General features: G+C 40.6%; 23 protein-coding genes and 6 pseudogenes. 23 read left to right on the forward strand and 6 right to left on the reverse strand.

Annotation, left to right across the window (positions count from 1 at the left end; genetic code table 11):
• Positions 1-75 precede the first annotated feature (75 nt).
• From QNH10_RS12320 to QNH10_RS12330, 3 genes are all read left to right on the forward strand, one after another.
• Positions 76-1,410, forward strand: coding sequence for a vWA domain-containing protein (locus QNH10_RS12320; protein ID WP_283731783.1), 1,335 nt, complete (start codon positions 76-78; stop codon positions 1,408-1,410).
• Between the two features lie 192 nt (positions 1,411-1,602).
• Entirely contained in the window at positions 1,603-2,157 is a 555-nt protein-coding gene (locus QNH10_RS12325) for an AAA family ATPase (RefSeq protein WP_283731784.1), read from the forward strand.
• Between the two features lie 22 nt (positions 2,158-2,179).
• Positions 2,180-2,812, forward strand: coding sequence for a kinase (locus QNH10_RS12330; protein ID WP_283731785.1), 633 nt, complete (start codon positions 2,180-2,182; stop codon positions 2,810-2,812).
• Positions 2,813-2,883: 71 nt separating this feature from the next.
• On the opposite strand, the gene QNH10_RS12335 is transcribed toward QNH10_RS12330, so the two are convergent.
• Both QNH10_RS12335 and QNH10_RS12340 read right to left on the reverse strand, forming a co-directional pair.
• Entirely contained in the window at positions 2,884-3,810 is a 927-nt protein-coding gene (locus QNH10_RS12335; RefSeq protein WP_283731786.1) for an alpha/beta hydrolase, read from the reverse strand.
• Between the two features lie 15 nt (positions 3,811-3,825).
• Positions 3,826-4,731, reverse strand: a complete 906-nt coding sequence (locus QNH10_RS12340; protein WP_283731787.1) for a hydroxymethylglutaryl-CoA lyase — start codon at positions 4,729-4,731, stop codon at positions 3,826-3,828.
• A gap of 107 nt (positions 4,732-4,838) precedes the next feature.
• Between QNH10_RS12340 and QNH10_RS12345 the strand changes: the two are divergent.
• The 4 genes and pseudogenes from QNH10_RS12345 (at position 4,839) to QNH10_RS12360 (ending at position 7,304) form a co-directional block, all read left to right on the forward strand.
• Positions 4,839-6,022 (forward strand): annotated as a pseudogene (locus QNH10_RS12345) (acetyl-CoA C-acetyltransferase).
• An 18-nt stretch (positions 6,023-6,040) separates the two neighbouring features.
• Entirely contained in the window at positions 6,041-6,292 is a 252-nt protein-coding gene (locus tag QNH10_RS12350) for a YqkE family protein (protein ID WP_283731788.1), read from the forward strand.
• 111 nt (positions 6,293-6,403) lie between these two features.
• Positions 6,404-6,955 (forward strand): YhcN/YlaJ family sporulation lipoprotein, encoded by a 552-nt coding sequence (locus QNH10_RS12355; RefSeq protein WP_283731789.1) that lies wholly within the window; start codon positions 6,404-6,406, stop codon positions 6,953-6,955.
• A 190-nt stretch (positions 6,956-7,145) separates the two neighbouring features.
• On the forward strand, positions 7,146-7,304 hold the full coding sequence (locus QNH10_RS12360; protein ID WP_283731790.1) for an aspartyl-phosphate phosphatase Spo0E family protein: 159 nt from the start codon (positions 7,146-7,148) through the stop codon (positions 7,302-7,304).
• A 57-nt stretch (positions 7,305-7,361) separates the two neighbouring features.
• Here the strand turns inward: QNH10_RS12360 and QNH10_RS12365 are convergent.
• Positions 7,362-8,417, reverse strand: a pseudogene (locus QNH10_RS12365) (branched-chain amino acid aminotransferase); the annotation flags it as partial.
• Between the two features lie 235 nt (positions 8,418-8,652).
• Here QNH10_RS12365 and QNH10_RS12370 point away from each other — a divergent pair.
• The 4 genes and pseudogenes from QNH10_RS12370 (at position 8,653) to QNH10_RS12385 (ending at position 12,874) form a co-directional block, all read left to right on the forward strand.
• Positions 8,653-9,766, forward strand: a pseudogene (locus tag QNH10_RS12370) (NAD(P)/FAD-dependent oxidoreductase).
• 53 nt (positions 9,767-9,819) lie between these two features.
• On the forward strand, positions 9,820-10,845 hold the full coding sequence (locus tag QNH10_RS12375) for a PfkB family carbohydrate kinase (protein WP_347177875.1): 1,026 nt from the start codon (positions 9,820-9,822) through the stop codon (positions 10,843-10,845).
• A 67-nt stretch (positions 10,846-10,912) separates the two neighbouring features.
• On the forward strand, positions 10,913-11,824 hold the full coding sequence (locus QNH10_RS12380) for a pseudouridine-5'-phosphate glycosidase (protein WP_283731791.1): 912 nt from the start codon (positions 10,913-10,915) through the stop codon (positions 11,822-11,824).
• Between the two features lie 280 nt (positions 11,825-12,104).
• Positions 12,105-12,874, forward strand: a pseudogene (locus QNH10_RS12385) (exodeoxyribonuclease III).
• A gap of 81 nt (positions 12,875-12,955) precedes the next feature.
• Here the strand turns inward: QNH10_RS12385 and QNH10_RS12390 are convergent.
• From QNH10_RS12390 to QNH10_RS12400, 3 genes are all read right to left on the reverse strand, one after another.
• Positions 12,956-13,252, reverse strand: a complete 297-nt coding sequence (locus QNH10_RS12390; protein WP_283731792.1) for a KGG domain-containing protein — start codon at positions 13,250-13,252, stop codon at positions 12,956-12,958.
• A 215-nt stretch (positions 13,253-13,467) separates the two neighbouring features.
• Positions 13,468-13,683, reverse strand: coding sequence for a hypothetical protein (locus tag QNH10_RS12395; RefSeq protein WP_283731793.1), 216 nt, complete (start codon positions 13,681-13,683; stop codon positions 13,468-13,470).
• A 103-nt stretch (positions 13,684-13,786) separates the two neighbouring features.
• Positions 13,787-14,689, reverse strand: a complete 903-nt coding sequence (locus tag QNH10_RS12400; RefSeq protein WP_283731794.1) for an aldo/keto reductase — start codon at positions 14,687-14,689, stop codon at positions 13,787-13,789.
• 104 nt (positions 14,690-14,793) lie between these two features.
• Here QNH10_RS12400 and QNH10_RS12405 point away from each other — a divergent pair, with 104 nt between their 5' ends.
• From QNH10_RS12405 to lysA, 12 genes and pseudogenes are all read left to right on the forward strand, one after another.
• Positions 14,794-15,342, forward strand: coding sequence for an NUDIX hydrolase (locus QNH10_RS12405; RefSeq protein ID WP_283731795.1), 549 nt, complete (start codon positions 14,794-14,796; stop codon positions 15,340-15,342).
• A 54-nt stretch (positions 15,343-15,396) separates the two neighbouring features.
• On the forward strand, positions 15,397-15,744 hold the full coding sequence (locus QNH10_RS12410; RefSeq protein WP_283731796.1) for a hypothetical protein: 348 nt from the start codon (positions 15,397-15,399) through the stop codon (positions 15,742-15,744).
• A 250-nt stretch (positions 15,745-15,994) separates the two neighbouring features.
• Positions 15,995-16,453 (forward strand): ferric iron uptake transcriptional regulator, encoded by a 459-nt coding sequence (gene fur / locus QNH10_RS12415; protein WP_283731797.1) that lies wholly within the window; start codon positions 15,995-15,997, stop codon positions 16,451-16,453.
• Between the two features lie 81 nt (positions 16,454-16,534).
• Positions 16,535-17,434: a site-specific tyrosine recombinase XerD gene (gene xerD / locus QNH10_RS12420; RefSeq protein WP_283731798.1), complete on the forward strand. Its 900-nt coding sequence runs from the start codon at positions 16,535-16,537 to the stop codon at positions 17,432-17,434.
• A gap of 39 nt (positions 17,435-17,473) precedes the next feature.
• Positions 17,474-18,667 carry a phosphopentomutase gene (gene deoB, locus QNH10_RS12425; protein WP_283731799.1) on the forward strand — a complete coding sequence of 398 codons (1,194 nt, stop codon included), beginning with the start codon at positions 17,474-17,476 and terminating at the stop codon, positions 18,665-18,667.
• A gap of 14 nt (positions 18,668-18,681) precedes the next feature.
• Positions 18,682-19,980, forward strand: coding sequence for a pyrimidine-nucleoside phosphorylase (locus tag QNH10_RS12430; protein ID WP_283734626.1), 1,299 nt, complete (start codon positions 18,682-18,684; stop codon positions 19,978-19,980).
• Positions 19,981-20,255: 275 nt separating this feature from the next.
• Positions 20,256-20,456 (forward strand): annotated as a pseudogene (locus QNH10_RS12435) (STAS domain-containing protein); the annotation flags it as partial.
• A 108-nt stretch (positions 20,457-20,564) separates the two neighbouring features.
• Positions 20,565-21,011 (forward strand): anti-sigma F factor, encoded by a 447-nt coding sequence (gene spoIIAB, locus QNH10_RS12440; RefSeq protein ID WP_283734627.1) that lies wholly within the window; start codon positions 20,565-20,567, stop codon positions 21,009-21,011.
• Between the two features lie 3 nt (positions 21,012-21,014).
• Positions 21,015-21,804, forward strand: a pseudogene (locus QNH10_RS12445) (SigF/SigG family RNA polymerase sporulation sigma factor).
• Positions 21,805-21,806: 2 nt separating this feature from the next.
• Positions 21,807-22,040 (forward strand): hypothetical protein, encoded by a 234-nt coding sequence (locus tag QNH10_RS20655; protein ID WP_347177876.1) that lies wholly within the window; start codon positions 21,807-21,809, stop codon positions 22,038-22,040.
• A 29-nt stretch (positions 22,041-22,069) separates the two neighbouring features.
• Complete coding sequence (locus QNH10_RS12450; protein ID WP_347177877.1) at positions 22,070-23,254, forward strand: spore germination protein; 1,185 nt, start codon at positions 22,070-22,072, stop codon at positions 23,252-23,254.
• A gap of 63 nt (positions 23,255-23,317) precedes the next feature.
• Positions 23,318-24,646, forward strand: a complete 1,329-nt coding sequence (gene lysA, locus QNH10_RS12455) for a diaminopimelate decarboxylase (protein WP_283731800.1) — start codon at positions 23,318-23,320, stop codon at positions 24,644-24,646.
• The last annotated feature ends 126 nt before the right edge of the window (positions 24,647-24,772 follow it).

A 24,772-nucleotide genomic window follows, 5' to 3' on the forward strand; every position in this document is an offset into this window, starting at 1 on the left:
AGGATCTATGAAGAGAACAGTTCAGTGTTGAATACGGATACATTCGATAGAAGACGTTTCAAGGAGATTCTTGAAATGTCACAAAGGCTACAACAGTTAAGAGATGAGGCTATATTACCTACTTTTGAACCATTGCTGAGTGATATATGGGCTTCCCAGTTTAAGATGAAACCGGAAATAAGCGTTAATAAGATTGATGACATTCTTTTGGTAAATAAATCATTTATGAAAGTCGTTATGACGGATGAATACTTTACTTATTTCAGGAATTTTACACGATTAAATGATTTAGCATCTGCCATCAGTACAATAAAATTCGGAGAAATGATAAATGATTGGTTGAATCAGAAACTAAAAGAGGACAAAAATCTTCAAGAACAAGTGCGACATGTTCAACTATTATTAAGAAAACCACAAAAAAAGCAAATTCAAGATGTTCACCAGAAAAAACTTGCCGATGCAATGAGTGAATTTAATGCCAAATTACAGCAGACGATTCAAAGTAATAGCGATAGTTTCCTTCAGTCGATGGAGCAAGCCCGAAAAGAATCGAAGCAAGTAAATGATGGCTTAAAATCATTGTTATGTGGCATAAGTGCTGGTAATGCTGAAACAACATTAAAGAAAGTGCCTTTACGCGATCAGATCATATTAGCAGAGAAACTTGCATCTTCAAAAAAGATGAGAGAAATAGCTGATTGGGCCGGTCGATTCAAACAGATTGCACAGAAAAAACAAAAGACAAAACAAGACCAATCTGTAGAAAGAAAAGGAGTGACTATTGGAAACGACATTGAAAATTTGCTTCCAGTTGAATTAAGCTTCTTTGCGCATCGGCTGACGAAAATGGATTTCCTTCGTCGCTTTGCGGAAAGCGAAACGATGCAATTTGAAATTATTGGTTGTGAGGATTTGAAAAAGGGTCCAATTGTACTTTGTCTTGATCAATCCGACAGTATGAGCGGCCTTGACACCAAATCAAAAGGGTTTGCATTAGCTCTAATGTCAATTGCAAAGAAGCAAAAAAGAGATTTTTGCTTGGTATTATTCTCTTCGACTACTCAAATCTTTGAATACAGAAAAGGGAAAATAGCAACTTCTCAAATGGTTAGACTTGCACGGACATTTTTAGGAGGAGGAACTAATTTTGCACATGCACTGGATGCTGCAGTGCGTGTAATAAGTAAAAGTCGTTTTAAACAAGCTGATATCGTTTTTATCACAGATGGAGAAGATCGAGTAACGGATACATTCCTTAAATTATTCAATAAGGTGAAAAGAGAGAAGGCCTTCAATGTACTTTCCCTGATCATAGGAAACAACAGTAATACTGTGGAACAGTTCAGCGATAGGCTAATCACAGTTAAAGATTTTGATGACGAAGGAAGTTTTACAGCGTTTGAAGTGTGAGCAACCTGTATTTATAGTATGGGCTTGGAAAGCAATTCCGTTTGGGATTGCTTTTTTGTGGTTCAGTATTCCTTGTAGATAGGTATAGATATTGACTCCGTTAAATTATTCAAAAATTGATTCTACTTTCATGCTATCATAGGAATATATTAACAGGGGTAGTGTGCCCTTGTTTAGCAATGGGGTGGTCATGTGAAAAGGTTAGCGATTATTACTGTTGGAAAGACACACAGTGGAAAAAGTACATTTGCAAGGGATTTGGAAAGAGCGTTGGACAACTCCTTTGTTATGGACCAAGACAACCACGCTGAATTTATTAATTTGCATTATAAAAAGTTGCAACCTAAATCAGTTCCTAATACGCTTAAGCATTCCATTTCAAAGTTAATCGTTGATTACGCAAAGGAACATACTGATTTCCATATCATTGCAAGTAATGCAAATCGAAAAGGAAGAAGGTACTTATTGGAAGAAATATATCCTAAAGATGAATTTGTCCGCATCTTAGTCCATTTCGATATTCCGGATGAAATTCTTTTTGAACGAATTGCCAATAGTCAACGTAGTACAAACATATTTAGAGGTAATTACACTACTTTTAAGGAAGTACTGTTGAGGCAGCAGAAAGAATCTCAATTGGAAGATGTTGTGGACCCGGAAGAAGGGGAAGCGGATTTTTTATTCGTAATTAAAGATAGTGATGAAGTTGGTTCTGTTATAAAAGAAATTGTTGGTCTTTCAAAATAGACGAAACAGGTGAAAAGTTGAAATGAAAACAATGTGTAGTAAAGAGACGGCAGAAATTTTATATTCAATGTTTCTTAATCGTTCCTTTAAAGAACGACCTTTTATTGTCGGGGTAGATGGAATGGGTGGGGCCGGTAAAACTACCTTTTCCACGAAGATTGTGCAGGAGTTAAAACGTAAAAACTGTAAATTACTTACATTACATCTTGATAATCATATTGTTGAAAAGAACAAACGTTATCAAACCGGGCAAGACGAATGGTATGAGTATTATTACATGCAATGGGATCTTTCTGGAATCAGAACAAACTTGCTTGAACCTTTGCATTCACATGATTATACACTTTTACAGTTCTATGATAAATTCAATGATTCTTTTTCTGCCAGTCACATCAAAATAATACCGGACAGTATAGTGATCATAGAAGGCATCTTCCTGCAAAGGGAGGAGTGGAGGAGCTTTTTTGATTTTGTTATCTTTATAGATTGCCCTCACGAAATACGAAAAGAAAGGGTATTAAATCGCGATTCGTATATCGGAAATTACCAAGAGAGATTGAAAAAGTATACGGAAAGATACTGGCAGGGAGAAAAATATTATATGGACAAAGTAAAACCCGTCAGCATTGCAGATTTAGTGATAGCCATATCATAAGACGTGCTAAAAAAGACCACAAAAAAACCCTTTTTTCAATAACTCCTGAAAGAAAGGGTCTTTTGCAATTTCTATGAAGTAAATCCAAACTCATGTAAGAACTGAATCACGACTTTTTCGTATTCCTCAGGATTTTCGTTGAATGATTTTGCGTGAGCCCCTTTTGGGAACAGTTTCATCATCTTTTTATCCTTTTTCAATCCGAACAGTTCCTTTGTCATTTCAGGCAAGATGAACTCGTCTTCTATGCTGTGGATGAAAAGCATTGGAAGTGAAATATTCGTGATTGCTTCTCGAGGTGAGATCAGATTTGTAGTGTAGCCGTCCCTGAATTTCAAGATGAGGTTAGCAGCACGCAGTGTCATCGATGAACGTAGGGGTGTGCTTGTTCGCAAAATATGAAGAACCTGTTCGGATAAATCAGAGAACGGGCAATCGACAATATAAAAATCGGCTTCGCCTTCAAAATCGCCCCCATATAAAATCGTTGTCGCAGCACCCATTGACTCTCCGTGGATTCCAAGGAGTGCCCGGCTTCCGATACGATTCCGAACTTCCGTAACGACAGCGTTTAGATCGACTTTCTCATAAAAGCCAAAACTTGTTGTCTTTCCACCGGAATCGCCATGGCGTCGGTGGTCGTAGACAACAGAATTGAATCCTAACCGCTCGAATAATCTCGCATATTTTACCGAGTTAATCTTATTCTCCGTTACGCCATGGCAAATGATCATTGTTCTTGTTGTATCCAAAGGTTGCAAAAAAACCGCTCGAAGCTGATATCCATTCGGAGAATTTACCCAAAAGTTTTCTTTTCGCACAGTTTCATACCATTGTTCGTCAAAACGCTTTGCAATGATTTCGCGTTTAATGATTACATCAGTATCCTTCAATTTCATGTACATCAATCTACTTGTTGCATAAAAGCCTAAAACTGTGAGAATTGCGGTATAAATGCTTCCTATAATACCTGTTAAATAAAGGAAGCGCCGTTTCAATTTAATTCAACTCCTCTAAAAATCGCGGTTTTTGTATAATCTGTACATACCTGTTTCAATCGGTTGTGAAACATGTGGAGCGATTTTTTCAACAGCCTGACATACTTTTTCAACGTCGATTCCTGTTTTTATGCCAATTGCTTCTAACATGTTCACGACGTCTTCAGTCGCGATATTCCCCGTTGCGCCTGGTGCGAAAGGGCAACCACCAAGGCCACCGGCAGAAGTATCGAACCGGTCAATGCCTGCTTGCAATGCTGCAAAAATATTGGCAAGTGCCATTTTACGCGTATCATGAAAATGGGCGGTTAACAGAACTTTACCATTCAATTCCTCATTAAGCTGGTTGAATAATTCGTAGCTTTCGACAGGGTTAGCCATTCCAATTGTGTCCGCAACACTTAATTCATCTACTCCCATTGAAACGAACCGTCGGCATAAATTGATAACATCCTCTTTATTAATCTTCCCTTCATACGGACAATAAAATGCGGTCGAAATACATGCCCTCACGAAAACACCTTCGTTTTTCAACCGATCGATAACTGGTTCAAGTGCATCCATGCTTTCCTCAGTTGTCCGGTTAATATTTTTTTGATTGAAAGTATTGCTAACTCCCACAAAGACTGCGATACTTTTTGCACCGGCTTCCATAGCAAGTTCAGCACCTTTTTCATTTGGTGCGAGGACAAACTGACGACCGACTTTATTAGATTTACCTACAATATTTTTAGCATCCGCCATTTGTGGTACCCATTTCGGCGAGACGAATGAAGTGAGTTCCATTTCTGTAATTCCAGACTCTTGAAGTGCGTGGATGAATCCTATTTTCTCAGTTTCTTCCACATGTTTCTTTTCATTTTGAAGACCATCCCGCGGTCCAACCTCGATAATTGTAACGTTCTTTGGTAAAATGAACATATCATCCCTCCTACTTCTATTGTACTGAAGGGATGCAATAAAGGGCAATTCAGAATGAAGACATTTTTGGGAATTTGAAAGCGTCATCAAATGATAGGGGAATCGTTTTGTCGAATGAAGTCGTAATCGTCAGTGCAGTGCGCACAGCAATTGGTTCGTTTTTGGGATCCTTGAAAAATGTATCTGCTACTGAGCTTGGCGGAATTGTTATTAAGGAAGCTCTTTCGCGTTCAGGTGTTAAAGCAGAAGATATTGATGAAGTGATCATGGGTAATGTCCTACAGTCTGGCCTTGGTCAAAATCCAGCACGCCAAGCAGCTATTAAAGCTGGTCTACCGGAAACTGTGCCCGCATTGACGATCAATAAAGTATGCGGTTCAGGATTGAAAGCCGTGCATCTCGCAAGACAGGCAATTATCGCGGGTGACGCGGATATTGTAGTTGCGGGTGGAATGGAAAATATGAGCCAAGCCCCATTTTTACTCCAAAATGCACGGGATGGGTTTAAAATGGGTGACCAAAAAGTTATCGACAGTATGATTTCTGACGGACTCTGGTGTGCCTTCAACGATTATCATATGGGCATTACTGCGGAAAATTTATGTGAACGCTATTCTTTAACGAGGGAAGAACAAGATGCGTTTTCGGCTGCTTCACAGGAAAAAGCTATAGTGGCAATTGAAAGTGGAAAGTTCAAAGAAGAAATTGTTCCAGTTGAAATACCTCAACGTAAAGGCGATCCAATGGTCTTTGATACAGACGAGTATGTGAAAGGCGGCACTACAGTTGAGAAGCTTGCGAAATTACGTCCGGCATTCAAAAAGGATGGCAGTGTAACAGCAGGTAATGCATCCGGCATAAATGATGGTGCAGCGGCATTCGTCATCATGTCAAAGAAGAAAGCAGAAGAACTTGGTGTTGAGCCTTTGGCAATCATCAAAGCAAATGCTAATGCGGGCGTGGATCCAGCTGTTATGGGTATTGGACCTGTGCAAGCTGTGAAAAATGTATTAGAAAAATCAGGATTGGAATTGGCGGATATAGACTTGATTGAGGCAAATGAAGCATTTGCCGCTCAATCACTTGCGGTAGATCGCGAACTTCAATTTGATAAAGAAAAATTGAATGTCAATGGTGGTGCAATCGCCCTTGGACACCCAATTGGGGCAAGTGGGGCAAGAATTCTCGTCACATTGCTGCATGAAATGAAGCGTCGTGAGGCAAAAACCGGCCTTGCTACACTATGCATCGGTGGGGACAAGGTGTGGCCACAATCGTTCAACTTCCATAAAGAAAGAAGGTGAACCGTATGGCAAAGAAAAAAACGAAGAAACAGCTTTCGCCGAAAAAGCAAGAGAACGAAAAGGCAACTCTTATGGATTCACTCGATAATGATATTGTAGATAAATTAAAAGAGGCGAAAAAAGAGTTGTTGGCAAGTGCACAGGCGAAGGAAGAAGAGCGTCTCGAAAAAATACGAAAAGAAAAATTAGAGCGGGAAAAGAATAAATCTTTTGCGGAACTTTTGGACGAATATGGAGATAGTGGTTCGAAATTTTAATGATTTTTTACTGAAAACGGATGGGTTTGTCATCCGTTTTTTTTTTTTGTGAATAGAAAAGCGTATTTTACACATCATACAGTTGAAAGAAAAAATAAGGAGTGATTAACGATGAGAAAAATAGCTTTGGTTCCATTATCTTTGGTTTTGACGGTTTTATTAATTGGATGCGGAACAAATAATCCTAAGACTACAACGGATAACAATGCTGCCAATGACGTAAATAGGACTGGAGAGAGCGCTGCAGGAACAAACGGTACATTAAATAATAACGGTACTATGAACAATAACGGTACTAACAATAACGGTACTGTGAACAACACAACCGGAGAGACGAATGTCGAAGTTGCTGACGATGTTGCAGATAAAATCACTGCGCTTAAAGAAGTGGAAAGTTCCAATGTATTAGTGACTAACCGCAACGCGTATATTGGAGTTGTCTTGAAGAAGGGTGTAAAAGAAGATGAGGCATTAAAGACCAAGATTGCGGATGAAGTAAGGAAAGTTCGTACTGATTTCAATAATGTGTACATTTCCTTTAATCCAGAAGTGGCACAAAGTTTTACGGAATATGGAAATCAAATACGGGCTGGTCATCCTGTGGCAGGCTTCTTTGAAGAAGTGACGACAAGCATTAATCGTATGTTCCCTGAAGCAAGATAATTCGTCAAATATAAGTTTATATCCTATAAGGATGGGTATGTATTAAAATATACATGCCTATCCTTTTTAATTGTGACAGATTTATGACAAGTGTCTAAACTTTCGATTGTCGTTACATATCCGACATTTTTTTCAGTGAAAGTCAATTATGATGAGCAAGGATAATAAATTGATGGAGGATTAGTTGCAAATGGGATTGATTGATAAACAGATTTTATCTGTAATGATTTTCATCAAAAGGACCGAGATGGTAGAAAAAGCAAAAAATCGTGGACTGACACATCCTGAAGTGGTCGCCTGTAGCCAAGAACTTGATATTTTATTGAATCGATATCAAAAGATCGCATAGATTGTAAGCCTATAGAAATTGGCAGAGAGGAATTGTGCAATTTCCTCTCTGCCTTTTTTATGCGAGCTTAGCCAACTCGTTTTTCAATTCCAAGACCCAGTCAAAGGGATCCTCTGCAAGTCCGGTTTGAATATTTGTTAACGTATTGAATAGCTGCCTTGCCAAGGGGCCAGTTTTTCCATCGTTTACGACCATTTTATAACCGTCCCAATTCAATTCTCCAACAGGTGAAATGACGGCCGCAGTTCCTGTTCCGAATACCTCTTCAAGCTTTCCTGCTTCAAAAGCTTCCTGGATTTCCTCTATTGAAACTTTTCTCTCTGCAACCGGGATATTCCAATGATGGAGCAAGTGAAGAATCGATTTACGGGTAATACCTTCAAGGATACTGCCATTGATGGCAGGGGTAACAACTTCCCCATCTATTTTAAAGAAGATATTCATACTGCCGACTTCCTCGATATATTTACGTTCAACTCCATCCAGCCAAAGAACTTGGGAAAGCCCGCGTTCATTTGCAACTTCTTGGGCTTTTAATCCGGATGCATAATTCCCAGCAGTTTTTGCCCCGCCCGTACCGCCTTTTACTGCTCTGACGAATTCATTCTCAACAAGAATCTTAATAGGGTGAATGCCCTCTTTATAATATGAGCCTACTGGGGATAGAATAATGAAGAATTGATACTTTTTAGATGGAGCAACTCCAAGAAAAGCCTCATTTGCTATCACAAATGGCCTGATATATAGTGAAGTGCCTTTTAGGGTAGGAATCCAATCCTTTTCAATTTGGATAAGTTCAGTTAGCGCTTGTAATGCCATTTCTTCATCAATTTTAGGCATGCATAGGCGGTCTAATGATTGGTTCATCCTTTTCATATTCTCTTCAGGACGGAAAAGCCTTACCGTTCCATCACTTGACCGATACGCTTTTAAACCTTCAAAAACTGTTTGACCGTAGTGGAAAACAATTGCAGCAGGATCCAAAGTGACAGGGGCATATGGTACAATTCGATGACTATGCCATCCTATCCCTTCATCATACTCCGCGGTGAACATATGATCGGTAAAACTTCTACCGAAAACAAGTGTCTCTGGATTCGGCTTCTCTTTCTTGAATCGCTCAGTATAGTCTGGATGGGTAAATTTCTCATGCCGATCAAATCTCCTCGTTTTAGTTTTTTGTTATGTACTAATTAATAAGAATAATTATACTTCTTTTCGAAAAGAAAATAAAGATTGGAATTATTTCATTATTATTTCAATTATGAAAACGGTTTCATTTCGACTATGTTTGTATGTATGAATTTTAGCTTGTACACTATACCTAAAAAGAGAAAAGGTGTTTAATATGGAACGTTTCATCATAATCGGTGGGGAATCTTAGGTGCGTCAACTGCTTACTTTTTGGCGAGAACGGGATCGGAAGTAATACTTGTCGATCGAAAGGATAAAGGACAGGCAACAGATGCCGCAGCAGGGATCATTTGCCCTTGGATTTCGCAACGAAGAAATAAAGCCTGGTATGCTTTGGCAAAAGGAGGAGCATCCTATTATCCGGAATTGATAAAACAGTTGGAGGAAGACGGCGAGACTAAAACGGGGTACCGAAGGGTAGGCGCGATTAGTTTACATAGTGAAATGGGTAAGCTTGAGAAGATACAAGAGCGAGCACTAAAAAGAAGGACAGAAGCACCGGAAATCGGAGAAGTCAAACTGTTGAATGAAACATTGACGACAAATCTATTTCCGCCATTATCGGAAGGATTTTCATCAATCTTTGTAGAGGGAGCTGCACGGGTCGATGGAGAGCATTGAGGGATGCACTTATCAATGCTTCAAGAAAGCATGGAGCATCGGTGAGGTTTGGCTCTGCGAAACTGACTACAGAGGGAAATAAAGTAGATGGCATCATAGTGGATGGGGAATTAATTAAAGCATCTAAAGTGATCATTACTGCTGGAGTGTGGGCTGGTAACCTGTTGGAACCACTTGGGTTAAATGTATCGGTGACTGGACAGAAGGCACAAATCGTTCATTTGCGGTTGCCGATTCAAGATACATCAGAATGGCCAGTCGTCATGCCACCCACCGACCAATATATCGTGCCGTCAGATGACGGGAAAATTATAGTTGGCGCTACACATGAAGATGAGGCCCGTAACATTTTTGAACCTACAGCGGGTGGAATGTATGAAGTTTTAGATAAGGCGATGAAAGTTGTGCCGGGTTTGGCAGAAGCGACATTTGAAGAAGTACGGGTTGGTTTACGGCCGTTTACGCCAGGATTTTTGCCGATAATCGGTGAAGTGCCCGGACATCCCGAGCTACTATTTGCTAATGGTTTAGGTGCATCAGGGTTAACTGTCGGTCCATACCTTGGAAAGCAGTTAGCTAACATGGCCCTTGGGCATACTGTAGACATTGACTTATCTTTATATAGTGTCGATCAAACTTTTTCTTGAAATATATAAAACAAAAGTTTATAATAAAAACAAATGTTTAAAGGGTGATGGAATTGAATGAAAAGGAAAGGGCTGTTCTTGACTTAATTCGAGTCAACCCTTATTTATCGCAACAAGAAATGGCTGATGCCCTTAGCATGTCAAGACCAACGTTAGCAAATCTCATTTCCGGTTTGATTAAACAGGGGAAGATTTCGGGTCGAGCATATATTATCCCAGAAGAAAAGGAAATTATCTGTATTGGCGGTGCAAATATAGATAGGAAATTCCATTTAAATGAAGAAACTAAACTTGGAACTTCCAATCCTGCTTCGATGACTGTTTCTGTCGGAGGAGTAGCTCGAAACATTGCTGAAAACTTAGGTCGCCTACAGCATCATGTCAGACTTTTGACGGTTGCTGGAAATGATAGTGACTGGGATGTAATTTCGAGGGTATCCTCGTCCTATATGGACGTTTCGGATGTAGGCCAATTGATTGGTAAATCAACGGGCTCCTACTCAGCAGTTTTGGATCCGACGGGAGAACTTGTCATCGCTTTAGCGAATATGGAAATCTATGATTCGCTGAATACTGTCTACTTAGAGGAAAAATCGAGGGTCATCTCAAACGCATCTATGATCATCATTGATTTAAACTGTCCAAAAGAATCTGTCGATTATATTAAAAACTTAGCAAGTCAAAAAGGAAACCAACTTGTAATCATTCCCGTTTCTTCACCAAAGATGAATAGGATGCCGAGTGACCTAAAAGGAGTGACATGGTTCATCTGCAATCAGGATGAAGCAGAGACTTATACAGGTCTAACAATCGACAATGAAGCGGACTGGAAGAAAGCTGTCCAGGAATTACTAAAATTTGGTGCTGAAAATGTTGTTGTCACAGCCGGATCGAGAGGAATCATGGCGGCTGCATCTGGGGGGGAACCAATCCGTTTCCCTGCCGTGCAAAATGTGCATGTAGAAGATGTGACCGGGGCAGGGGATGCGTTTGTCTCAGGATTGCTTCATGGACATTTAGTGGAAGGTTCTTTGGAAGACAATATCCGTATGGGATTAATGAATGCGGCAAAAACATAGAGAGCCCCTTTACAGTAAGACCAGAATTGAACAGAGAACTTCTTAAAAAAGAATTGGAGGAATTATCATGAAACAATATCTAGAGTATTCAAACGAAGTACAAGAGGCGTTTGCTGCAGGAAAACCGGTAGTTGCATTAGAATCTACAATCATCTCACACGGTATGCCTTATCCGCAAAACGTGCAAACTGCACGCGAAGTAGAGCAAATCATCCGCGACAACGGTGCAGTTCCTGCAACAATTGCCCTTATTGACGGGAAGATCAAAATCGGTCTTTCAGATGATGAACTTGAAATGTTCGGTAATAGTCAAGGAGTTGCAAAAGCATCAAGACGTGACCTTGCGTATCTACTTGCAACAAAACAACTTGGAGCGACAACAGTTGCGACTACAATGATTGCTGCAGCTCTTGCGGACATTAAAATTTTCGTAACTGGCGGAATCGGCGGCGTCCACCGTGGAGCTGAGACGACAATGGATATTTCTGCTGACTTGGAAGAGCTTGCGCAAACAGATGTTGCTGTCATTTGTGCCGGTGCGAAATCAATCCTTGATCTCGGATTGACACTCGAATATTTGGAAACGAATGGTGTACCAGTCGTTGGTTACGGCACGGATGTCCTTCCGGCATTCTTTACGCGTGAAAGTGATTTCAAACTTAACATCCGCGTGGACAACCCAGAGACAGTTGCTGACATTCTTCGTGTGAAATGGGACCTTGGCTTAAAAGGCGGCGCAGTTATCGCTAATCCAATTCCAGTAGCAGATGCTATGGAAAAGTCGTTCATCGACGGTATCATTAATACGGCGCTTAAAGAAGCAGAAGAGCAAAACATTGCAGGAAAAGACGTTACACCATTCATGTTAGGTAAAGTGAAAGATCTTACAGAAGGCCGTAGCCTTGAAGCGAATATCGCTTTAGTTAAAAATAACGCTGTGGTTGGTGCGAAAATCGCAGTTGCATTTAACGCAAAATAATAGAACTTGTAAAGAAGCTGTCCAGGAAATAGTCTGGACAGCATTTTTTTGTGTAGCATTTGGTAAATGAGAACTTTTTAATGGAGAACGAGAAATTCAGGAGTGGTAATGAGAACTTTCCAATGAGGAACGAGAACTCTGGATACGTAAACGAGAACTTTTCATCGAAGAACGAGAATTCCAATGCGTCCAAAGCAAATCATCTTACCGCTATTATTCTTTCAGGACACTCTCTTTTTTAGTACAATGAAATGTAGTGTTTAATGAAGGAGTTTTTATCATGAAATTGATCTCGTGGAATGTTAATGGATTAAGAGCCTGTGTCAAGAAAGGCTTTCTCGATTATTTCGGAGAACAGGACGCAGACATTTTCTGCATTCAAGAAACAAAATTGCAAAGCGGACAAATCGAGCTCGAGCTGGAGGGGTACCACCAGTATTGGAACTATGCATTGAAAAAAGGCTATTCAGGTACGGCAGTTTTCACAAAAGAAAAGCCACTAAGCGTCAAATATGGAGTAGGCGATTTGGATACAGAAGATGAAGGACGAATTCTAACATTGGAATTCCCACAGTTCTACTTAGTAAATGTCTACGCACCAAACGCACAAAGGGATTTGGCCCGGCTTCCTTTCAGAATGGACTGGGAAGCAAGAATGAGAGACTACTTAATTCAGCTGAATCAAGTAAAACCAGTCATTTTCTGTGGAGATTTAAATGTTGCTCATCAAAACATCGATATCCGTAATTTTAAAACGAATGTTGGGAACTCCGGCTTTACCGATGAAGAAGAGGGGAAATGACTGCATTATTAAATGCGGGCTTCATCGACACGTTCCGTCATTTAAATCCAGAAGTTGAACATGCCTATACTTGGTGGTCCTATATGAGAAATGTAAGGGAGAGAAACATCGGTTGGCGCATTGATTATTTCATCGTTTCCGAGCGTTTAAATCACTTATTGAAAACTGCTGATATCCACCCACATATAATGGGAAGCGATCATTGCCCGATTGTATTGGAATTAGACGTTACTGGAATAACTGCATGAGCTATACAAAAAAACATCCGGAAGAGGTAATGCTAAACTCTTCCGGCTGTTTAGGCCTGTAAACTATTTGTGTTTTGCTATTTAACGGCCGTTATTATTGTTTTCATTTTGTTGAGCACGGGCTTCTCCGCCTTTACGTCCGATTTCTTCATAGAAATCTCTGTCATGATTTCGAGCGGTAGCTTCTCCACCTTTACGCCCGATCTCTTCGTAGAAACCCCTATCATGGTTTTCGGCTGTGGCCTCTCCACCCTTACGCCCAATCTCTTCATAGAAATCCCTGTTATGATTCTTTGCAGTAGCTTCTCCGCCTTTACGTCCAGCTTCCTCTAACGACATTTTTCCACGATTGTTATTATTATTGTTGTTTTTAGCCATTGTAATATCTCTCCTTTTAGTTTGATATTTTTGTAGTGGCCTACAGTCCATATATAGCCGAAGTTGAAAAGAATAAACGGTTTTTAGGTGGACTTAACCCTTTTGAAATATTGGTAATGATTACGAGATAAAAGGTTTGAATTTATGATGTTTGTATACTATTCGGAGTTTCTACGTAAAAAAAGAGACCTGAATGAGGTCTCTTTTTTGCTGAATTATTTGCTGTCATCCGTATCCGTGTCCGTATCAGAACCATCATCCACGTCAAGATCGACATTTGTATCTGTGCCATCTTCTACATCGGCAGGTGGATTATTGATATCTACGTCCGTATCGTCTTCGCCATCTGCACATGCTGCGAGTAATCCTACGGATAGGAATGTTGCAGCTCCAAGTTTTAACCATTTCTTGTCTTCAGTTAGTAATTTCATTGAAATCTCCTCCAAGGTGTAATCTTTAATTGTTGCCTACTTGTTAGATACCCTTGAAATAGTTTCCTAATCATTACAGATTTATTTCGATAATGTTACAGACTTACGGTCGGTGCTGCACGTATTGATGTGATTCGGTCAATTGCGTGATGGAGTCCACCTCAGATTGCTCCACCAACTTTTCATAAGCGAGAATCGAATCAAGGAGTTGATCCGTTGAGCTGGCCCCAATTAACGCGGAAGCAACAACATCTTCGTTTAAGTTGAATGAAAGAGCGGACGCATGCACATCATTCGTGGATTCATGTACTTTCCGAACAGTCTTCTTTAAATCTTCTGGACCATATTCAGCAAAGCTGTTCATTTTTTCCGCCCTTGCTACACCTTCATCCGTTAATAATCCCTTTGCCAATGTCCCTCTTGTGATTACGGATGCTCCCGCTTCGTGAATCATGGGAAACCATTCCTCAGGCCGGCGATCCAACAGACTGTATTGCATCATGACGGATACGGCGGAGCTGCTTGTTAAAAAACGTTTGATGACATTCGGTCGAATCGAAGAAATTCCGTATTGCCGGATGAGTCCTTCCTTTTTCAAGTCCTCGAATGCTTCAATCGTTTCAGTCACATTATCCTCCATTGTTCCACCGTGCAATTGATACAGGTCGATATAGTCCGTTTTAAGGCGTTTTAAGCTCATTTTTACAGCCTCTTTTATATATTTCTTCGATGCATCCCAGCGCCAGCCTTCCTCGTTAGGAAGCATTCGGTTGCCGACCTTTGTCGCAAGGATGATTTCATCACGTCGGCCTTTTAACGCTTCTCCGACCAAAGCCTCATTTTTGCCACCAGCATATAAATCCGCAGTATCAAAGAAATTGATGCCCGCGTGCAGCGCCGCGTCTACGATGTTTTTCACTTCATCCAAGTCGTCAGGGAACGACATACACCCGAGTCCAAGTTCCGATGCATATAAACCACTCTTACCAATCTCTCTTTTTTTCATCAGAGCACCTCCACAATTGTTTTCATCCACTTCACTTCACTGTACAATGTAGAGGTTAATAGGGAAAGAATTGTTGCTTGGGAAGAGAAAAGGAGTGTGTCAAAATGAATAATCGTTTTGAGGAAAAAACTATTTCATCCGATGTATTGTTCGAAGGGAAAATTATATCGCTACGTGTTGAAGAAGTCGAATTACCCGACGGCAAGCAAGCGAAAAGGGAACTTGTTGGTCATCCGGGGGCTGTTGCCATCATTCCAATTACAGAAGATGGGAAACTTGTTCTCGTTGAGCAATACAGAAAGGCATTGAACCGTTCCATCATCGAAATCCCCGCTGGCAAGATCGAACCCGGTGAAGATATTGAAGTGACTGCCCTCCGTGAATTGGAGGAAGAGACGGGGTACGGGGCTAATCATTTCAACTATATTCAGTCATTTGCCACGTCACCTGGTTTTGCAAACGAAATTATTCATATTTTCGTTGCGAAAGGATTATATAAAATAGAAAAGCCGGCAATGGGGGATGAGGATGAATTCATTAATATAATAGAATGTACACTCGAAGAAGCCGAGCAAATGGTGATAGATGAAAGGATTTATGATGCCAAAACAGCTTTTGGGATCCTTTACGCAAAAATACTTTTAAATAAATGAGCTATTTAGGAACGGACAAGCATACGTTATAGAAACGATGCGGAGGTGAAACCTATGGTCCGTTCCTTATCATTTATCCATCTATTTATCGTACTAGCCGTCGGTTATATCGGCGGGGCATTGTTGTTTAGAGAAATTCCAGTCGTTGCATCCGAAAACTGGATCGGGTTTTTCTATCCAAGAGTTATCTCGTCCAGTGAAGGAAGTTTTATAAGACCTTTATTGACATTAATTATATTTTTCGTTGTTGCATTTCTTCTTTCGATGAATAGTAAAACAAGACATGCCATTCTTTTTGTCGGTGCAGTAAAGTGCGTTTTATTTGGATTATCATCTTCATATCTTCTCTCTTCAGGGATGAAATTATGGGCATATACAATTTGGTGGTTCCGTTCCAACTAGTGTCTAGCTATCTTTATTTGGTTTACTGCAATGTTTTAAGTCCCCCATTTTTCAATCGGATTTCAAGGAAAGGACGGAACTTACAAGCGGTTCCTTTCTTAGCTGGCCTATGTTTATTGATCTTTTTAATAGAAATGACCATTTTTCATTTTCTTATCAAATAACTCATTTAATAGTTTCATATTCCCTTTCTGTTGTCACACTGAAGGCCCATTTGATATAATGGATTTAGTGTTGAGGGGGGCGTCATATGGAGAGCCGGATTGAACGGATCAAAAAGCAATTGCACGGGGCCAGCTATAAGTTGACGCCTCAGCGGGAAGCTACGGTCTTGGTCCTTCTTGAAAACGAAGAAGATCATTTAAGTGCTGAAGATGTTTTTTTACTTGTTAAAGAGAAGGCACCAGAAATTGGCTTGGCCACTGTCTACCGGACATTGGAACTGCTGACAGAATTGAAAATTGTTGACAAGATTAATTTTGGTGACGGTGTCTCCCGATATGATTTACGACAAGAAGGAGCATCACGATTTCACCATCATCTTATTTGTATTGAATGTGGTAAAGTTGCTGAAATACAAGAAGATCTATTGGGCGATGTGGAGAAAATTGTCGAAAGCCGATATGGTTTTACTGTTAAGGACCACTGGTTGACATTCCATGGTGTTTGTCAAAGTTGTAAGTCTTCAGGCAATGAGAGTAAAAAGTGAAAGAGGGATGGCGAGATGCTGTCCCTTTTTGTCATTTAAGTGTAAGGGAGGGAATGGCTTGAACGATTTTGCCTGCTTAATATGAAAGATGGAAAATTTGCGTTGGAAGATTATATGCACTTTCTAAAGGTAGAAAGGCAACTTTCCAAAAACACAATTTCGTCCTATAAACGGGATCTTGTTGAATATATTGATGCAATGGAAAAGATTGGTATGGAATCGATTGACAAAATAGATCGTTCTTCCATTTTACGACATTTGCATAAATTGAAAGAAGAAGGGAAATCTTCTCGGACGATAGCTCGTCATATATCTTCGGTGAGGTCTTTTCATCAATTCCTATTACGTGAAAAAGTGACGACACAAGATCCGACCGTTCACCTTGAAATGCCTAAGCTTGAGCAAAAATTACCATCTGTACTTTCAGTTGCAGAAGTGGACAAGCTAATATCAATGCCGGAGAGCAGTAAATTTCAAGGGAAACGAGATGTCGCCCTTATGGAATTGCTTTATGGTACTGGAATGCGGGTCAGTGAACTAATAGGTCTTGATGTCGAGGATGTCCATTTGTCAATGGGATTCGTCCGCGTATTTGGCAAGGGTGGTAAGGAAAGGATTATACCACTTGGCGGCGGTGCATTAAGAGCATGTTCTACATATTTAAAGGAAGCGCGTCCTGAATTCATTGCAAAAACAAAAGGGACAAATGCCTTTTTTGTTAATATGAGGGGGACCCGCTTGACAAGGCAAGGTTGTTGGAAAATATTAAAAGGGTATGCTGTTAAAGCGGGTATACAAAAAGAACTGACGCCGCATATTTTACGTCATTCTTTTGCGACTCATCTTATTGAAAATGGTGCTGACATCCGTGCAGTACAGGAAATGCTTGGCCATGCGGATATTTCAACAACACAGATTTATACACATGTAAGTAAGGCAAGGCTTAAGGATGTTTATGTAAAGTTCCATCCAAGAGCTTGAAGACTCAAAGATACAGTGACACAAACTGGAGGAATCGATATGGAAAAACAACAATTTAAACGTATTCATTTAATAGTTCTTGACTCGGTAGGGATCGGAGAAGCCCCGGATGCCGAACTTTTCGGTGATGTGGGTGCGGATACACTTGGACATATTGGAGAAAGAATGGGCGGCTTGAAGATGCCGAACATGGGAAAATTGGGTTTATCGAATATAAAGGAAATTGAAGGAATCGATGTCGAACCAAATCCAATCGGGCTTTATGGAAAAATGCAAGAAGCCTCAGTCGGTAAAGATACAATGACAGGACACTGGGAAATGATGGGGCTTAATATCGATAAACCATTTAAAGTGTATCCGAACGGATTCCCTCGGGAACTGATTGAAGAGTTGGAGCAAAGGACGGGTAGGAAGGTTATTGGCAATAAACCAGCAAGTGGAACCGGAATCATCCAGGAGCTTGGTGAAGAACATATGAAAACAGGTGCAATAATTGTCTATACATCAGCCGATCCCGTTCTTCAAATTGCTGCCCACGAAGGAATCATACCAATCGAAGAGCAATATCGTATTTGTGAAATAGCCCGCGAGATTACGTTAAAACCTGAATTTCTTGTTGGAAGGGTAATCGCAAGACCGTTTGTCGGCGAACCTGGAAATTTCATACGTACAACAAACCGTCATGACTATGCATTAAAGCCTTTCGATCGAACCGTCATGAATGAACTGAAAGATGTGGGTCAATCTGTTATTGCAGTCGGTAAAATTTCCGACATTTTCAATGAAGAAGGTGTTACGGAAGCGGTACGAACGGTAAGTAATATGGATGGCGTTGATAAATTGCTTGACGTCATGAAATCGGATTTTAATGGGCTAAGCTTTACAAATCTTGTTGATTTCGATGCCTTATATGGCCACCGCAGAGATCCAATCGGTTACGGAAATGCATTACAAGATTTTGATGCTCGTATTCCAGAAATCATGAAGGCTCTTAAAGATGACGACTTGCTAATCATAACGGCGGATCACGGGAATGACCCTGTGCATAGCGGAACTGATCATACGAGGGAGTATGTTCCACTTATTATTTACTCACCGTTGTTTAAACAGGGTGGCGAATTGCCTTTACGGAATACATTCTCGGATGTTGGTGCAACAATTGCCGATAACTTTGGCGTGAAGCTACCTCAGTTTGGAGAAAGCTTTTTAAGTTTATTAACGGAAAAGGTGTGATGACTGTGTTCAGAATGGTTGACATTATCGAGAAAAAAAGGGACGGGGAAACACTTACGAAAGATGAGATAACATTTTTCATCGATGGATATACAAATGGATCCATTCCGGATTATCAAGCAAGTGCATTTTTAATGGCAGTATACTTTAAAGGAATGACAGCCGAGGAGCAAGGGCACTTGACGTTGGCGATGGTTGAATCAGGCGATCAAATCGATTTATCTGCCATTGAAGGTGTCAAAGTGGATAAGCACTCCACAGGTGGAGTAGGGGATACGACAACTCTTATTTTAGTACCGTTAGTGGCGGCATGTGGTGTACCTGTAGCCAAAATGAGCGGAAGAGGATTAGGACATACTGGCGGTACACTTGATAAGCTTGAATCTATAGAAGGTTTTCATATTGAACTTACGGAAGAGCAATTCGTCAAACAGGTGAATGATCTTAAGCTTGCCGTAATCGGGCAAAGCGGCAATCTGACTCCTGCGGATAAAAAACTGTATTCATTGCGTGATGTCACTGCTACAGTAAACAGCATCCCGCTAATTGCAAGTTCAATTATGAGTAAAAAAATTGCTGCAGGTGCAGATGCCATTGTTTTGGATGTCAAAACAGGTGATGGCGCATTTATGAAAACGCAAGAAGACGCTGAAGCTTTGGCTCACTCGATGGTATCAATCGGACATCAGGTTGGTCGCGATACGATGGCGGTTATTTCCGATATGAGCCAGCCTTTAGGGTTTGCAATCGGAAACGCACTTGAAATCAAAGAGGCGATTGATACACTAAAAGGGCAGGGACCAGAAGATTTAACCGAACTCTGTTTTGTCTTAGGCAGTAAGATGATTGTGGCTGGCAAAAAAGCTGATTCGCTTGAAGAGGCTCGGAAAATGTTGGAGGCCGTCATTGCGGACGGCTCGGCTTTGGAGTTATTCGGCAAGTTAATCGAAGCGCAAGGCGGAGACGCTCGCATTATTCATGACACATCGTTATTGCCAACTGCAAAATACGAAATCGAAGTTCCGGCGCTTGTTACCGGTACCATTTCAAAAATGGAAGCAGATGAAATCGGTGTAGCTGCAATGCTACTTGGAGCAGGAAGAGCGACCAAAGAAGACGAAATCGATTTGGCTGTAGGCATTATTTTGGAGAAAAAAATAGGGGATACTGTTACAGCGGGCGAGCCGTTAGCTATTATTCATTCAAATAATGAAAATGTAGCAAAATCCATCGAATTGATCCAAAAACATATTCATGTTTCAGATAACATACAAGAAAAACCTGAGTTAATTAAGAAAATGATTACTGAATGAAATAAACCATTCCTTGAACAGCAAAAATGTTCGAGGAATGGTTTTTTTATTTGGTATCCGTTTCAAAAGATTCTATAAGAATTTATTTCCTTTCATGTGTAAACCGTCCTTAAAATGGATAGGCTTTTAAGGTAGAACGCAATGTCGAAAGATAGGAGATTTAAGAATTGTATGACTACTTCTGTCGAGCAAAAGGGTTTTCCACTTCCCGTGTTGAATAGTTCCGCATAAAGGAGGGATTCAGCATGGCTGAAATTAAACAAATTGATGGCATTATGGTAGTAACGTTGGCAGGGGAGTTGGACAATCTTGAAGCAAACAAGATTCGTTCCACTATATCTTCCTCTATCTTCACGGGGAAAATACGGGGAATCGTTTGGGATTTAAGCCGGCTTGGATTCATGGATAGCGCGGGGATTGGCCTTATTTTAGGAAGAATGCGCGATCTTGCACCATTCAATGGGGAAACCATCATCGTAAATCCGTCTCCTACGATGGAAAAGATTTTTAACTTTTCAGGTTTGGGTTCCAATATCAGGCATGGCTCAATCGACAGTGTAATTGGTGAAATCGGAGGGTCTTATATGAGAAATGAAATGACATTATCTTTCGTTGCGATTGAAGAGAATGAAGCGTTGGCGAGAATGGCGATGACTTGTTTCATCACACCACTCGATCCGACACTTGAAGAAATTTCAGAGTTCAAAACGATTGTCTCGGAAGCCGTCACTAACGCAATTATCCATGGATATAATTGTGATGGTAAAAGTTTGGTTACGATTCATGCCGTGATTGACGACAACAAGGTTATGATGACCGTCGAGGACAATGGCGAAGGTATTTTTGATGTGGAACAAGCTATGGAGCCCATGTTTACAACAAAGCCATTAATGGAAAGATCCGGAATGGGATTCACGATTATGGAAAGTTTTTCAGACAGTCTTTCCGTAGAATCTACGCTTGGTAATGGGACGGTAGTTCGATTTGAGAAAACGTTTTCTCCGGTCACGGAAGTAAGCAGAATGAGGTGACCGATGGATACATCTGTTGAAAGACAAGATGCTCTTTTGTCCCAGGAAAAAATGAGAGTTCTTATCCAGCAATCCCAGGAGGGGGATAAGGACGCAAGGCGCATGATGGTTGAAGGGAATACAAGATTAGTTTGGTCCATCGTGCAACGTTTTTCAACGCGAGGAGCGGATCTTGAAGATCTGTTTCAAATCGGATGCATTGGACTTATGAAATCGATAGACAAATTTGATTTGTCCTATGACGTGAAATTCTCCACTTATGCTGTGCCCATGATTGTAGGAGAAATCCAACGATTCTTAAGGGATGACGGCATGGTGAAAGTAAGTAGATCGATTCGCGAATTAAGTTTTAAAATCCGCCATGCAACTGATAATTATATTAAAAACCATGGTAAATCGCCGTCCGTCTCTGAAATTGCAGAGGCATTGGAAGTGTCTGTAGATGAAGTGATTTTAGCTTCAGACGCATTAAGAGATCCTGCTTCTCTTCATGAGCAACTATATGAAAACGAAGGAGATAGTTTGACATTGATGGATCAACTTCGGGACGATCGTTCTGAAAGATTCTTCGATCATATACCTCTAAGAGATGTAGTTTCAAAACTTAATAAACGTGATCAGACAATCATCTATATGAGGTATTACCTTGACTACACACAAAGTGATATTGCCGAAAGAATCGGCATTTCCCAAGTACAGGTTTCCCGATTAGAAAAAAAAGATACTTGCCCAATTAAAGACATGGATGAGCTCACAACAAGATGAAAGTGACAATAAAGTGAGGGCGGACTAAGCATGGCGAAGTTATTCACATCTTTGAAAGAAGCAGAAAAATGGTTTGAAAGTAAATTTGGCAAGAATGAAACATTTGATGCAACCGCAAAAACAGTCCATCTTTGGGAAATGCCAGTTATGATGTTTTATATTAACGGACTTATGGATGGACAGCTTTTGACAATTCTATTAGCTGAAATGCAAGAAGGGTTCGACAAAAAGAGGGCCATAAAGATGACCCTGAATGGTTTTTAAATTATTTCCCTTACTACGCATTGGAAGATGTGGATGAACGGGATACATTACTTACATCTATATTAAGTGGTTTAGTCGGTTTTATTTTACCGAATGGCTATGCTTTCCTTGCCGATTTACGAAGCTCACCGGGAAGAAATCCTGAGGAACCCGACACCGAAAAGGTTATAAGAGGTTCAAGGGACGGTTTTACTGAAAACATTATCGTTAATACCGCGCTTGTAAGAAGAAGATTAAAGACAGAAGATCTTCGTTTTGAAATGCATTCAACGACAGTAAATGGAAAAACGGATGTGGCAATCACATATATGAAAGGTGCTGCCAGTGAGGAGCATCTTTCACTTATTCGCAAAAGACTTGACGAGATCAAACACGATGGCCTGACGATGACTGATAAGTCTTTGGAGGAGTTTCTTTTCAAACAGAGATTTCATCCAATGCCTTTTGTTCGTTTTACGGAAAGGCCAGACATTACTGCAGCCTACCTCTTGGAAGGACATATTGCTGTAATTGTCGATACATCTCCTTCTGTAATTTTAGTTCCTATAACCTTATTTGATCATTTACAGCATGCCGAGGAATATCGTCAATCCCCATTTACAGGTACCTTTGTTAGGTGGATAAGATTGTTCGGTGCGCTAATTAGTATGGTTCTTCTTCCGTTTTGGTATTTGGTTGCAACCCATCAGCAATATTTGCCAGTTATGCTGAATTATATCGGACCAAATGATCCAGGGTCTGTACCGTTGATCGTCCAACTACTTATGGCGGATATCGGTATCGAGGTACTACGAATGGCGGCCATTCATACACCGAATCCGATGTCGACCGCAATGGGACTCGTTGCAGCAATCGTTATTGGTCAGGTAGCTATTGATGTAGGATTGTTCACCGGAGAGGTAATTTTATACGTGGCTGTAAGTGCGATATTTACGTTTGCAATCCCTTCATTTGAATTAAGTTTAACGACGAAGGTGTTTAGGGTTTTCATACTTGTTTTAACCGGTATTTTGGGAGCACCAGGGTTCTTTTTGGGGATTGTGCTTCTTGTCTACTACTTAGCATCCCTTAAGCCAATGGGTGTTCCATATCTATGGCCACTCTTACCGTTCTTTCCAGCCGCGATGCGGCGTGTAATCATTAGATATCCAATGACATTGGATGCACCAAGACCTTTCATAACAGACTCACCTAACAGGGATAGGCTTTCGTAGGGGATTGCTTCCAACCTTCCAGATATGATAAAGTTTTATCAATAAGACTTGGAGGAATGGAATATGCACCTATATGGTACTCAATCGGTGAATGAACTTGGCCATTTGACGATAGGCGGCGTGGATACGGTCGACCTTGCACAAGTATATGGGACGCCTTTGCTTGTCTACGATATCGCTTTATTTAGGGAACGTGCTATAGCATTTAAAGAAACATTCAAAAAAGCTGGCATCAAAGCTCAGGTTGCATATGCGAGTAAAGCATTTTCTTCCATTGCGATCTATGAGATTGCAAAAGAGATGGACCTCTCTCTTGATGTAGTTTCAGGAGGAGAACTATATACAGCGGCTACGGCTGATTTCCCACGTGAGAAGATTCATTTTCACGGGAATAATAAAAGCTATACGGAACTACAGTATGCATTTGATGAAAAAATAGGATGTATTGTAGTTGACAACTTTTTGGAAATAGAAATGATTAAGGAAATTTCTGAAGCTCGTCAACAGAAGATGCAAATCCTCTTACGTGTTACTCCTGGGGTCAATGCTGAAACGCATGATTTCATCACAACTGGACAGGAAGATTCTAAGTTTGGTTTCGATTTAAAGAACGGACAGGCAGATGATGCATTCCTGAAATTGTACAACCACCCATACATTACATTGTTAGGGATGCATTGCCATATCGGCTCACAAATTTTCGAAACAGATGCTTTCCGTATCGCTGCGGAGGCATTAATGTATAAAATGATCGAGTGGCGCGAAAAATTCAAATTCACTTGTTCTGTTCTTAATCTTGGAGGCGGATTTGGAATACGCTATACAGTTGATGATAAACCGCTCGCCCCATCAAAGTACGTTGAGGAAATGGAAAATGTCGTTTTATCGATGACGAGAAAGCATAATTATCCGGTACCGGAGATCTGGATTGAACCGGGTCGATCTCTTGTAGGGGATGCTGGAACTACACTTTATACGACCGGAAGTATGAAAGAAGTGCCAGGCGTAAGGACTTATGTTGCTGTCGATGGAGGTATGTCGGATAATATACGACCAGCGCTTTATGGAGCGAAATATACGGCAGTTACGGCTAATCGGATGATGGCTCCACATTCCGATAGAGTGACGATTGCCGGAAAATGTTGTGAATCTGGTGATAAAATCATTGAGGACGCCTTCATTGCTGATCCTGAAGAAGGTGATCTCATAGCTGTTTTTTGCACAGGTGCATACACATACTCCATGGCCAGCAACTATAATCGTCTCCCGAAGCCAGCCATTGTATTTTGTGAAAATGGGCACGACCAATTAGTTGTCCGAAGGGAAACATATGAAGATATAATTAGACTGGATGTACCGCTTCAAAAGACAGGGCAGGAAGTATCGTTATGAGAAAGCGAAATTTAATCCTTTTCTTAATCATAATCTTCATCGCGCTTATCTGGGGGGCAGTGTACTGGTATTTTATCGCCCCTTTAACAGGATTGGATAAATAAACTTCCTCGGTCATTGATATAT

The organism is Sporosarcina thermotolerans (assembly GCF_030067815.1).
GTDB classification, from domain to species: Bacteria; Bacillota; Bacilli; order Bacillales_A; family Planococcaceae; genus Sporosarcina; species Sporosarcina thermotolerans.